General features: G+C 31.3%; 10 protein-coding genes and 1 other annotated feature. All 10 genes read left to right on the top strand.

From position 1 onward, the window contains the following. Nucleotide 1 precedes the first annotated feature (1 nt). Complete coding sequence (locus tag J2Z76_RS00225; RefSeq protein WP_209509978.1) at nucleotides 2-1,363, top strand: MATE family efflux transporter; 1,362 nt, start codon at nucleotides 2-4, stop codon at nucleotides 1,361-1,363. 61 nt (nucleotides 1,364-1,424) lie between these two features. Continuing rightward, on the top strand, nucleotides 1,425-2,219 hold the full coding sequence (locus tag J2Z76_RS00220; RefSeq protein ID WP_209509977.1) for a TrmH family RNA methyltransferase: 795 nt from the start codon (nucleotides 1,425-1,427) through the stop codon (nucleotides 2,217-2,219). A gap of 85 nt (nucleotides 2,220-2,304) precedes the next feature. Then, nucleotides 2,305-2,538 (top strand) — a binding site (T-box leader). A gap of 62 nt (nucleotides 2,539-2,600) precedes the next feature. After that, on the top strand, nucleotides 2,601-3,623 hold the full coding sequence (pheS, locus tag J2Z76_RS00215) for a phenylalanine--tRNA ligase subunit alpha (protein ID WP_209509976.1): 1,023 nt from the start codon (nucleotides 2,601-2,603) through the stop codon (nucleotides 3,621-3,623). An 11-nt stretch (nucleotides 3,624-3,634) separates the two neighbouring features. Further along, nucleotides 3,635-6,028 carry a phenylalanine--tRNA ligase subunit beta gene (pheT, locus tag J2Z76_RS00210; protein ID WP_209509975.1) on the top strand — a complete coding sequence of 798 codons (2,394 nt, stop codon included), beginning with the start codon at nucleotides 3,635-3,637 and terminating at the stop codon, nucleotides 6,026-6,028. 14 nt (nucleotides 6,029-6,042) lie between these two features. Beyond that, a complete protein-coding gene (gene lgt / locus J2Z76_RS00205; RefSeq protein ID WP_209509974.1) occupies nucleotides 6,043-6,777 on the top strand; it encodes a prolipoprotein diacylglyceryl transferase in 735 nt (244 codons plus the stop codon). Nucleotides 6,778-6,977: 200 nt separating this feature from the next. Next, nucleotides 6,978-7,415 (top strand): division/cell wall cluster transcriptional repressor MraZ, encoded by a 438-nt coding sequence (gene mraZ / locus J2Z76_RS00200; protein ID WP_209509973.1) that lies wholly within the window; start codon nucleotides 6,978-6,980, stop codon nucleotides 7,413-7,415. 13 nt (nucleotides 7,416-7,428) lie between these two features. Beyond that, nucleotides 7,429-8,358: a 16S rRNA (cytosine(1402)-N(4))-methyltransferase RsmH gene (gene rsmH, locus J2Z76_RS00195; RefSeq protein WP_209509972.1), complete on the top strand. Its 930-nt coding sequence runs from the start codon at nucleotides 7,429-7,431 to the stop codon at nucleotides 8,356-8,358. A gap of 9 nt (nucleotides 8,359-8,367) precedes the next feature. Beyond that, nucleotides 8,368-8,829 (top strand): FtsL-like putative cell division protein, encoded by a 462-nt coding sequence (locus J2Z76_RS00190; RefSeq protein WP_209509971.1) that lies wholly within the window; start codon nucleotides 8,368-8,370, stop codon nucleotides 8,827-8,829. 13 nt (nucleotides 8,830-8,842) lie between these two features. Beyond that, on the top strand, nucleotides 8,843-10,969 hold the full coding sequence (locus tag J2Z76_RS00185) for a penicillin-binding transpeptidase domain-containing protein (protein WP_209509970.1): 2,127 nt from the start codon (nucleotides 8,843-8,845) through the stop codon (nucleotides 10,967-10,969). A gap of 104 nt (nucleotides 10,970-11,073) precedes the next feature. Further along, a complete protein-coding gene (locus tag J2Z76_RS00180) occupies nucleotides 11,074-12,561 on the top strand; it encodes a UDP-N-acetylmuramoyl-L-alanyl-D-glutamate--2,6-diaminopimelate ligase (RefSeq protein WP_209509969.1) in 1,488 nt (495 codons plus the stop codon). Nucleotide 12,562 lies beyond the last annotated feature (1 nt).

The raw sequence follows: 12,562 nt of genomic DNA, 5'->3' as shown, positions 1-12,562 counted from the left end.
AATGAATAGAAGAATAGATTTATTAGAAGGTAATATTTTTACTACGTTGACAAAATTAGCAATTCCTATTATGGCAACATCATTTATACAAATGGCTTATAATATGGTTGATATGATATGGATAGGTAAACTTGGCAGTGGATCAGTTGCAGCCACAGGAGTAGCAGGTATGTATATGTGGTTGTCTAATGGATTTACTACTTTGGCAAGGATGGGAGGACAAGTTAAAGTTGCCCATAGCTTAGGTGCTAAAAAACATGAGGACGCTAGAGTTTTTGCTAAAAATTCTTTGCAGCTTTGTGCATTTCTCGGTTTGTTATATGCTCTAGTTATGTTACTTTTTACAAAACCTCTTATAGGTTTTTTTAATTTAACTGACAATAAGGTAATTTATGATGCAAATATATATTTAAGAATAATTTCGATTGGAATTGTTTTTGCATTTTTAAATCAAGGAATGACTGGTATTATTACTGCTTCTGGAAATAGTAAAACACCTTTTTTTGCAAATACAGTTGGATTAATTATTAATATAATTCTTGATCCGATATTTATTTTTGGGTTTGCTAAAATACCTCCTATGAATGTAGCAGGTGCAGCTTTGGCAACTGTTATTTCACAAATTTTGGTGTTTATATTGTTTTTATGGTATGCTCAAAATGACGATTTATTATTTTTAGGAATAAAAATATTTTCAAAACCTGACTTAACACATATGTTGACTATTACTAAAATAGGATTGCCTGTAGCAATTCAGGGGACTTTTTTTACAACAGTATCCATGTTTATATCACGTATGGTTGCAAATTGGGGAGATGTAGCTATTGCAGTGCAAAAAGTTGGAAGTCAAATAGAATCAATTTCTTGGATGACATCAGAAGGATTTGCATCTGCAGTTAACTCATTTGTAGGACAAAATTATGGTGCCAATAATTATAAAAGAGCCAAAGATGGATATAAAACATCACTCGTAATAATTTCAATATGGGGTATTATATCTACTTGCTTATTAGTGTTTATTCCTAAAAATCTTTTTACAATATTTATAAATGAAGCTGAAGCTATCCCTTATGGTATAGATTATTTGGTTATACTCGGATATTCACAGTTACCTATGTGTATAGAAATTATCACAGCAGGAGCATTTGCAGGATTTGGAAAAACAATGTATCCTTCGATGATAAGTGTAATTTTAACAGGGCTTAGATTACCACTAGCAGCCGTTTTAGTGTATGTGGGGTTAGGATTAAATGGAATATGGTGGAGTATAACCATATCAAGTATATTAAAGGGTGCAATATTAATTTTGATATTTATTGTTTTTATTAAAAAAATGGACAAAGAAAACACAATATTGTTTTAAAAATAGATATAAAGTGTTATAATATGATTAATAAAAAAGATTGGAATAAAACGAGACTATAATGGAAATAATTACAAGTAAAGATAATAATAAAATAAAATATTTAAGATCTTTAAACTCTAAAAAGGGTAGAAATGGTGATAATGTTTTTGTTGTGGAAGGAATTAAATTCGTAAATGAATCTATAACAGAGAAAGTTGATATTAAATTTGTTTTAATAAGTAATAATATATTAGAAAAACCTGAAACAAATAATTTAATGGAAATTTTTAAAAAAAGGGGTATAGACTTTTTTATTTGTGAAGATGCTATTTTTAACAGTATATCAGAAACAATAAATTCACAAGGTATTATAGCTGTTATATGTAAATTGGAGCAAAAAAAACAAGATATACTAACTGATTATAAATTTATTGTTTTGTGTGATAGAATTCAAGACCCAGGTAATTTAGGAACTATAATTAGAACTTCTGATGCTTTTGGATCTGCAGCGGTAATTTTAAATAAGGGTTGTGTTGATTTGTATAATTCAAAAGTTGTCAGGGCATCGGCGGGGTCAATTTTTAGGGTTCCATTTATAATTGGTGATGAAACCAAAGAAATATTAAAATATTTAAAAGAATTTGGTTATAAAATAATATCTACAGTTGTTCATTCTGACTATTCATTTGACAACATAGATAAATCAGAAAAGATTTGTGTAGTAATTGGAAATGAAGGTCATGGTGTTTCTCAGGAAATAAGAGATTCTTCTGATATCAACATTACTATAAATATGGCTGGAAGAGCAGAATCTTTAAACGCTTCAATAGCAGCGGGTATTTGTATATATGAAATTAGAAAAAAACTATTGTAATTTTATGACGTATTTGATATAATCGTCTCGAACTGATGTAGATTATTACGTAGTTATACATATATTATTGTAATTAAATAAATATTAAGTAGCGATGAAAAAGAGTAGTAAGCATATCTATATTTTTTAGAGAAAAATCATCTTGGCTGAAAATGGTTTTAAATGAAGTATGTTGAAGTTTCACTTTGGAGCTTACAAAATGAAATAGGAGTAGTTTTGTACGGTAAAATCCGTTATATGAAATGAGGCTTTTACATAAAGCATATGGATTATTTATGTGAAAGCAAATAAGAGTGGTACCGCGAACTTCGCCTCTTTTGAGGTGGGGTTTTTTTGTCTTTAAAATACAAAATATTGCAAATTATGAAAGGAGTAATATAAATGAAAGAACAATTGTTGAATGTAAAAATGGAAGCATTAAAGCAATTAATGGAATGCGTTGATGCTTCTGATATTGAGAGAATAAGGGTTCAATTTCTCGGTAAAAAAGGTGAACTTACTCAACTATTAAGGTCTATGGGTAGTTTATCAGAAGAGGAAAGACCTCAAATTGGTAAGCTTGCAAATGAAATGAGAGAGCTGATAGAAAATGAAATCAAGGAATTTAAAGAAAAAGTGTCTTCGCGTGCTTGCGCAGAAAAGCTTAAAAAAGAAACATTAGATATTACTATGCCAGGCAATGTTCCTGAAATAGGTAGACGTCATCCTCTTATGAAGGTTAAAGAAGAGCTTGAAACTTTGTTTATGAATATGGGATATGACGTAGTAGATGGTCCAGAAATTGATACTGTTGAAAATAATTTTGATGCTTTAAATGCGCCATTTGATCATCCTTCTAGAGATTGGTCAGATACTTTTTACTTAGCAGATAACTTGCTCTTAAGAACACAGACATCACCAGTTCAAATAAGGGTAATGAAGGAAGGAAAACTTCCAATTAGAATGGTTTCAGCAGGAAGAACTTTTAGGTTTGATGATGTTGATGACACACATTCACCGATGTTTCACCAAATGGAGTGTTTAGTTATTGATAAAGGTGTTACTATGGCTAATTTAAAGGATTCAATAGATGAATTTGTAAAACAATTATTTGGAAGTGAAATGAAAACTAGATTCAGGCCTCATAATTTCCCATTTACAGAACCAAGTGCTGAGGTTGATGTATCATGCTTGAAATGCATGGGCAAGGGTTGCCCTTCTTGTAATGGAACAGGATGGAGTATGGAACTTTTGGGTTGTGGGATGGTACATCCAAATGTACTTAGAAACTGTGGTATTGACCCTGAGATTTATTCTGGATATGCATTTGGTATGGGGATAGATAGGGTCACAATGGTAAAATACGGAATACCAAATATAAGACTTTTATTTGAAAATGATGTAAGATTCTTAAAACAATTCTAAGGAGGTTTAAAATGTTAGTACCTATTAAATGGATGAGTCAATATGTTGATATTAATACAGATGAAAAAACATTGGCAGATAAGTTGACACTTACAGGCTCTCATGTTGACTCTATTATAAATAATGAAAGAGAAGTTGAAAATGTTATAACTGGAAAAATTCTAGAAGTAGTAAAACACCCAAATGCTGATAAACTAGTAGTGACACAAATAGATATAAATGATGGTGAACCATTACAAATCATTACTGGTGCAAAGAATGTTAAAAAAGGTGATGTAGTACCAGTTGCACTAGAAGGAGCAAAGCTTCCAGGTGGTGTACGTATTAAAAAAACTAAGTTTAGAGGACTTCCATCATATGGAATGATGTGCTCTTATGAAGAGTTAGGTTTTGAAGATAAAGTAATTCCTAAAGAATTTAGAGATGGTATTCTTATATTGCCTGAAGATACTGAAATTGGAAAAGATGTTAAAGAAGTAGTAGGACTAAATGGTAAAACACTAGATATAGAGATTACTTTCAATAGACCAGATTGCTTAAATATTGTAGGGATGGCTAGAGAAACTGCTGCTACTCTCAATACAGAATTTAAATTTCCTAATATAGAAATTAAAAACGAAACAGAAAACATTAAAGATTACTTAAATGGTGTAGAAATAGAAAACGAAGAGTTATGTAGCAGATTTTATGCAAAAGTTATTAAGGATGTAAAAATAGAACCATCACCTCTTTGGATGCAAAGAGCATTGATGGATGCAGGTATGAGACCTATAAATAATATAGTTGATGTAACAAACTATGTTATGCTAGAGCTTGGTCAACCTTTACATGCTTATGATTTAGAGAAATTAAATGGAAGAAAATTAATAGCTAGAAGAGCAAAAACAGGTGAGAAAGTTATCACTATTGACCAAAATGAAAGAGAATTGTCAGAGAGTATGCTTGTAATAGCAGATGAAGAAAATCCTGCATGTATAGCTGGTGTTATGGGAGGATTTAACACAGAAATTAGTGAGAGTACTAAATTTATGGTTTTGGAGAGTGCAAACTTTAATCCGAAATCTGTAAGGGAAACATCTAAAAAAATTGGATTGAGGTCTGAAGCTTCAGCTAGAAATGAAAAGCCAATGCATTATAAAATGGCCGAATTTGCAAGTCAAAGAGCGTGTCAGCTAATTGAAATGATTGGTGCGGGAGTAGTTGTAGGTGGATATATGGAGGCTGGAAAAAGTGAATATATTCCTTCAATTGTAACTATGCGTCCTTATAGAGCTGCAGAACTTTTGGGAGTGGAAATTCCAGTAGAAGATATGCTTAAGTCGTTAAATTCCCTAGAAATTAAAAGTACTTTTGATGGTGAACAAATTAGTAGTGAAATACCGTTTTTTAGAGCTGATATTGTAGAAGAAGCTGATTTAATTGAAGAAGTAGGCAGGATGTATGGCTTTGAAAATATTGTATCTCAACCTTTGCAAGGGAAAATAAAAAAAGGCAGAAAATCTTTAAGAAGAGAAGTAGAAGATGAAATAAAAAATATTGCAACAGGTATTGGATTATATGAATTGACTACATATTCTTTCATAAGTCCTAAATCATATAATAATATTTGTGCTTCGGAAGACAGTGAGTTAAGAAAATATATAAGAATTTTAAATCCTTTAGGAGAAGATTACAGCTCTATGAGAACAACTCTTATGGCTAATATGATGGATGTAATTCAAAGGAATTCATTTAGAGGTGTTGAAGGAGCTAAGTTATTTGAAGTAGGAAATGTATTTATTCCATTACAATTACCAATAACAGAACCACCTATGGAAAAAAGTAAACTTTGTATTGGGCTTTATGGCAAGTATGATTTCTATGATATGAAGGGTGTAGTTGAAGCTATATTGTCTAGATTTGGAATTCCTATTTCTTTAAAACCAATTAAGGATAATCAAACATTCCATCCAGGAAGAACTGCAGGCATGTATTTAAATGATGAATGTATTGGAATATATGGTGAAGTAAGTCCTGAGGTTTTAGATAATTATGGATTAAATCACAGCGTTTATTTAGCAGAAATAGATATAGAGAAAATTGTAGAATGTAAAGATACTAATTGGAAATATGAACCGCTACCTAAATATCCAGCAATGACTCGTGACATAGCAGTTAAAGTTAAAGATGAAGTTTTAGTAGGGGATATGGAAGAAACTATAAAAACTATAAATCCTTATATAATCGAAAGTGTAAAATTGTTCGATGTATATAGAGGTGAACATATAGAAAATGGGTATAAAAGTACAGCATTTTCGGTAACCTATAGAAATAAAGAGCGTACTTTAAAGGATAAAGAAGTTGAAAGCATCCATAAAAAAATTCTAGAAGCTTTAGAAACAAAATATGGTGCAACTCTCAGATAAGATAGGAGATAGTAATGAATCCAGTAGCTTTTAGTATTTTTGGTATAGATATAATGTGGTATGGCATTTTAATATCACTAGGTGTTCTCGTAGGAGTTTTAGTTGCCATTAGAGAATGTCGAAGAGTAGGTTTTAAAGAAGAAGATTTGTTAGATTTCTTGTTGTTTGCTATACCAGCAGGGATAATTGGTGCGAGAACATATTATGTAATATTTTCGTGGGATTACTATAGTAAGAATTTAGATCAGATTATAAATATTAGAAATGGTGGTCTTGCAATACATGGCGGATTGATTGCAGGCGTAATTGTTGGGGTAATATTCTGTAAGGTTAGGAAAATAAATATATGGCAGATTCTTGATATTGTTGCGCCAAGTGTGGTACTTGGCCAAGCGATTGGTAGATGGGGAAATTTCATAAACCAGGAAGCATATGGAGGGCCAACTAACCTGCCATGGGGAATAATGGTAAATGGTGTCAAGGTTCATCCAACATTTCTATATGAATCTATTATTAATTTATCAGTTTTTATTTTTCTCATGTGGTATAGAAAGAATAAACGAAAAAATCAAGGTGAAGTTATAGCTTTATATTTAATCTTATATTCAATAGGAAGATTTTTTGTTGAAGGAATGAGAACCGACAGTCTAATGTTTATGAATATGAGAATCGCTCAGCTATTAAGTTTGGGATTGGTGCTGTTAGGAATTATCATATTTGTACTTTTAAGAAAAAAAAGTAAAAAATAAAGAAATACTATATTTGGGTACGCATTTTATGCGTACCTTTTTTGTTTTTTTGAACGTTGTGTTTTGTGTGTTACAGGGTTGTGAATAAAAAATTTGTAAATAATGAAAGTGGGGACAAAAACTTTTTTTTGCATTTTAAAAAATAATAGTGGAACTTTTAACCCACTTTGTGGTATAATATGCCCAGTAGGTGGTAGAAAATGTTTACTGGTGAATACATACATTCGTTTGATGAAAAGGGAAGAGTTATAATCCCGTCAAAATTTAGAAACGAGCTAGGTGAAACTTTCTATATAGGCAAAGGTTTGGATAAATGTTTATTCATTTATCCTATTGAAACATGGGTGGAATTCGTGGGTAAACTTAGAAGTCTATCTACCTTTAACAAACAAGAAAGATTTTTTTTAAGGCAATTTGTTTCTGGGTTTAGTGAATGTAGTTTTGATAAACAGGGAAGAATATTAGTGCCGCCCACACTGCGAGAGTTTAGCGGATTAAATAACGAAGCTACTATAATAGGGGTTATAGACAGAATTGAAATTTGGAATAAGGATAGTTGGGATGATTATTCGAATAATGATGAATTAGATTTTGATTCAATCGCAGAAAAAATGTCAGAATTGGGGATAGGTTTATAAAGGAGGAATTGGCATGGAGTATACCCATAAATCAGTTTTATTAAGGGAATCAATTGATGGATTAAATATAAAACCTGATGGAATTTACGTTGATGCAACTTTAGGCGGGGGAGGACATACTTACGAAATCCTAAAAAGAGTAACAAATGGGAAAGTAATAGGGATTGACCAAGATGATTATGCTATAGGAAAAGCATCAGAAAAATTGAAGGATTTTAAGAATTTTATACCAGTGAAAAACAACTTTCACAATATTGATGAAGTATTAAATGAACTGAAAATAGATAAAGTAGATGGAATTTTATTTGATTTAGGTGTTTCATCTTTTCAATTAGATATACCAGAAAGAGGATTTAGTTATAACCATGATATGCCGCTTGATATGAGGATGGACAAGAATCAAACTACGACTGCTCGTCATATAGTAAATGGTTATGAGGAAAATGAACTTGTACGAATATTAAGGGACTATGGAGAAGAAAATTGGGCAGCTAGAATTGCTAAGTTTATAGTTCAAGAAAGAGAATATGAATTTATAGAAACAACAGGACAGTTAGTAAGCATTATAAAAAAAGCAATACCAAAACAGGTTAGACAAGAAGGTTCTCATCCTGCCAAGAGGACATTTCAAGCAATTAGAATTGAAGTTAATAAGGAACTCGAAATACTTGAAAATACAATGAGAAAAGCAGTTGATTTCTTAAATGTAGGTGGTAGGATATGTGTCATAACATTTCATTCGTTAGAAGATAGAATAATAAAAAATACATTTGTTGACTTGAATAAGGATTGCATTTGCCCTCCAGAGTTTCCAAAGTGCATTTGTGATCATAGGCGAAAATTAAAGATTATTACAAGGAAGCCAATGGTGCCATCGCAAGATGAACTTAATGAAAACAATAGATCACGCAGTGCAAAGCTTAGAATAGGCGAAAGGATGTAGGTGAGTTAAATGTCTGCTTTGAGGAAAGAAACAATTGTATATGAACAGGAGCATCTTGATTATAATCTAAAGAAAAAGAGAATAAAAACTAAAAATAAAAATAGAATAGTTATAGAAAGCTTTAAAAATACAGCTATGGTTGCCATTGCATTTGTTTTAGGAATTATAATTATTTATAATTATGCTGTTATAACAGATAAGAAAATGGAAATCAACAAAATTAATGAAGAAATTGCAGCACTAAATAACGATATAGATGAATACAATGTATCTTTGGAAAGTATCAAAAACACAAACAAGATTGAAGAAATGGCAAAAACTTATTTAGGTATGAACTACCCAACTAGAAAACAAACAGTTTTTATAGATTTTGCATATGGTCAAACTGAAGAAAATACTGATATAACTGTAGAAAGCAGTCGAAATCAACTATATGGATTAATAGACAAGGTGATTGGATTTATTCAGTAAAGGAGGCTTCCATATGAGAAGGCGTAAGGAAAGAGGAAGTACTGACCTTCGAAATAAAAAAAGAATGTTGGTTTTTTTAGTTTGCTTTTTTTTAACTACAGTTGCTTTGATTATAAGATTAGGTTATATTCAACTAATTAAAGGAAATGAATATAAAAAAGCAGCCATGGAAAATTGGGCAAGAGACATTACAATAAGTGCAAAACGAGGAACTATATACGATTCAAGAGGGAAGAAATTAGCTGTTAGTGTGAATTCAAATACAGTAACTTGCTTTCCTGCAGATGTAAAAAAAGGCTCGAAATTAATTGAGGCGGAATCTTCATCTTCAAAGGGAGGGTTCATTACTTCAATTTTAAGAGGTATAAATAAATCGTTTTTTAATCAAGAAGAGAGCTCTAATAAAGAGGAAGTAGCAAAAAACATTAAAACTCCAGAGCAAATCGCAGAAAGTTTAGCTTCGATTTTAGAAATGAATTATGATGAAATTCTTAAAAAAATAACCTCTAATACTTCATATGTTATTTTGAAAAAATGGATAACAGATGAGCAGGCTGCTCAAATAAGAGAAGCAGAGCTAAGTGGTATTAACATAATAGAGGATAATAAAAGAGTTTATCCATATGGGAGTTTTGCTCCATATGTTTTGGGTTTTACAAATGTTGACCAAGACGGGCTATATGGTGTAGAAGCTACATATAACGAATATTTGACGGGTATTCCAGGTAGGATGGTTGTAAATACAGATGCTAATGGAAGAGAACTTCCTTTTGGTTACAACGAATATTATGAATCGCAAGATGGTCTAGGTGTTGTTTTGACCATAGACGAAGTTATACAACATTTTGCAGAGTCAGCTGCAGAAAAGGTAAAAAGTGATTATAATGCAAAGAGGGCCACAATAGTTGTTATGGATCCAAATAATGGTGATGTACTCGCATTAGCAAGTAAACCAGATTATGACCCAAATGATCCCAAAATACCTACAGATAAAGATTTGCAAGAACAGTGGAAATCATTATCTGGAAAAGAACTTCAAGAATCTTGGTTTGATATGTGGAGAAATCCTGCAGTTAATGATATATATGAACCTGGTTCAACGTTTAAATTGTTGACAGTTGCCACAGCTCTTGAGGAAAATGCAGCAACTTTAGAATCAACTTATTTTTGTGATGGCTATGTTAAACAAATTCCAGGAGAAAACATTAAATGTTGGAGGTATTATAATCCGCATGGTAAGCAGACATTATCAGAAGCGTTACAACATTCATGTAATGATGCATTAGCACAGATAGGTTTAGATATAGGTAAAGACCCATTTTACAAATACTTAAGGTCCTTTGGACTTGAAGAAGTATCAGGTATTAAATTAAATGGTGAGGCACCAGGTCTGGTGAAGCATCCTGAAAATATGAAAGATGTAGATGTAGTTACACAGGCATTTGGTCAAGGAGTTACACTTACACCAATACAGTTGGTTACAGCTGTTTCAGCACTTTCTAATGGTGGAAATTTATTAGAGCCTAGGATTGTTAAACAACTAATTGATGAGGATGGAAATGTAGTTGAAAATTTTGATACAGTGGTGAGAAGAAAAGTTGTATCAGAACAAACTTCAAAGACAATGCTTCAACTTATGAGGGAATCAGCTGAAGCAGGAACAAAGCAAGCATATAGGATGGGTTATAGAATAGGTGGTAAATCAGGAACTGCACAAAAAGTTATAAATGGAACTTATCCAGATGGCAAGTTTATATCATCTTTTGTAGGGGTAGCCCCTGTTGATGATCCTAAAGCTGTAGTATTGGTAATGGTTGATGAACCAGATAGAAATATTGGATATTATGGAAGTATAGTAGCAGGTCCTGTTGCGGCAGATTTGTTAGAGAATATAATGAAATATTATGATGTTGAACCTGTATATACTGAAGAGGAGCTAAGTGGAGTTGATGCTCAAACTGTTGAAGTGCCTAATTTATTGGGACTTACAATTGCAGAAGCAACCAAAAAATTAATAAAAGCGAATTTGACAAGCAACATAACAATAGAAATAGAAGCAGATAAAATTGTTAAATCTCAATTTCCTAAAGCAGGAGAGAAAGTTGTAAAAAATTCTGTTATTACATTAATATTAAACTAGAGTAATGCAACTTTATTTTTGAAATACTAATTTCATAATTGAAGTTGCATTTTAAATATGATAAAATTGCTAAAATAGCTTACAATAAAAAGAGGAGTTCAAATATGTATATAATTGATTTGTTAAAAGAAATAGAGTATGAAAATTATACTGGAAATAATGAAATAGATATTACCGGAATATCTTGTGATTCTAAAAAGGTAAAACAAGGAGATATTTTTGTTGCTATAAAAGGATTCACAGCCAATGGACACAAGTATATAAGTGATGCAATAAAAAATGGAGCATCAGCTGTAATATGTGAATATATTCCAGATAATTTAAAAGATATTAGTAATTTCTTGTTAGTAAAATCGTCAAGAGCTTCCATGGCATCAGTTGCAAATGTAATATATGGTTATCCTTCGAAAAAAATAAATATTATAGGAATAACAGGAACTAATGGTAAGACAAGTACAACATATTTGTTAAAGGGAATATATGATTATTTAAAAGAAAAGTCTGGTATAATTGGTACAATGGGTACTTTAATTGATGGCGAAAAAATAAAAACTGATAATACTACTCCTGAGTCAACAGATAATCAAAATTATTTAAGTAAAATGGTAGAAAAATCAATTACACATTGCTTTATGGAAGTTTCATCGCATGCCCTTGAATTAAATAGAGTGGACGAAATTTCAATAGATGTTGGAATATTTACTAATTTAACAAGAGATCATTTAGATTTTCATAAAACTATGGAAAATTATTATAATGCTAAGAAAAAACTTTTTTATAAAACTAAGACAAATAATATTATAAATATTGATGATCCATATGGTGAAAGACTTTATAAAGAACTTATAGATGATGGTATAAAAGCTATGTCATATGGAATAGATAATGAGGCAGATATAAAGGCATCTAATCTCATTACTACAATGAAGGGAACAAGTTTTGATTGTAATATTAAAGGAATAATTAAAAAGATTCATGTAAAAACTCCAGGTAAATTTAGTGTGCTGAATTCTTTAGGTGCTCTTGGGGCAGCATATTCTCTTGGAGTAGATTTAAATGATATAGTTAATTCACTAAGTGAATTTAAAGGTGTAACAGGTAGATTTCAAATATTAGAAACAGCTTTGGATTGCACAGTAATATTAGATTTTGCACATACACCAGATGGTTTGCAAAAAGTAATGGATACTATAAATGAATTTGCTGAAGCAAGAAAAATAGTTATGTTTGGGGCTGGAGGAGAAAGAGATTTATCAAGGCGTGCACCAATGGGTGAAATATCTGGTAAATATTGCGATTTAAGTATATTGACATCAGATAATCCAAGATTTGAAAATCCGTATGATATATGTATGGAAATTGCACAAGGTGTTGAAAAATCAGGTGGTAAATATAAAATTATAATTGAGCGCGATGAAGCGATATATTATGCTATTGACAATTACCAGAGTAAAGATGTAATATTACTAGCGGGAAAATCAACAGAGCCATATCAGGATATGGGAGTCGAAAAAATTCCATATGATGAAACAACCATTGCTAAAAGGGCGATTAAAGAAATTGAACAAAAACATGGCTTAAGAAAGAACTAAG

It is taken from the genome of Sedimentibacter acidaminivorans, assembly GCF_017873955.1.
In the GTDB taxonomy this organism is placed as follows: Bacteria; Bacillota; Clostridia; order Tissierellales; family Sedimentibacteraceae; genus Sedimentibacter; species Sedimentibacter acidaminivorans.
The sequence above is the reverse complement of the archived record's forward strand: the minus strand, read 5'-3'. Positions and strand labels throughout refer to the sequence as shown.

Bases quoted from the DNA above. Each gene is read 5' to 3' on its own strand.
- J2Z76_RS00185 (WP_209509970.1), top strand. From the start codon at position 8,843: ATGAGAAGGCGTAAGGAAAGAGGAAGTACTGACCTTCGAAATAAAAAA.
- J2Z76_RS00225 (WP_209509978.1), top strand. From the start codon at position 2: ATGAATAGAAGAATAGATTTATTAGAAGGTAATATTTTTACTACGTTG.
- J2Z76_RS00190 (WP_209509971.1), top strand. From the start codon at position 8,368: ATGTCTGCTTTGAGGAAAGAAACAATTGTATATGAACAGGAGCATCTT.
- rsmH (WP_209509972.1), top strand. From the start codon at position 7,429: ATGGAGTATACCCATAAATCAGTTTTATTAAGGGAATCAATTGATGGA.
- pheT (WP_209509975.1), top strand. From the start codon at position 3,635: ATGTTAGTACCTATTAAATGGATGAGTCAATATGTTGATATTAATACA.
- mraZ (WP_209509973.1), top strand. From the start codon at position 6,978: ATGTTTACTGGTGAATACATACATTCGTTTGATGAAAAGGGAAGAGTT.
- J2Z76_RS00180 (WP_209509969.1), top strand. From the start codon at position 11,074: ATGTATATAATTGATTTGTTAAAAGAAATAGAGTATGAAAATTATACT.
- J2Z76_RS00220 (WP_209509977.1), top strand. From the start codon at position 1,425: ATGGAAATAATTACAAGTAAAGATAATAATAAAATAAAATATTTAAGA.
- lgt (WP_209509974.1), top strand. From the start codon at position 6,043: ATGAATCCAGTAGCTTTTAGTATTTTTGGTATAGATATAATGTGGTAT.
- pheS (WP_209509976.1), top strand. From the start codon at position 2,601: ATGAAAGAACAATTGTTGAATGTAAAAATGGAAGCATTAAAGCAATTA.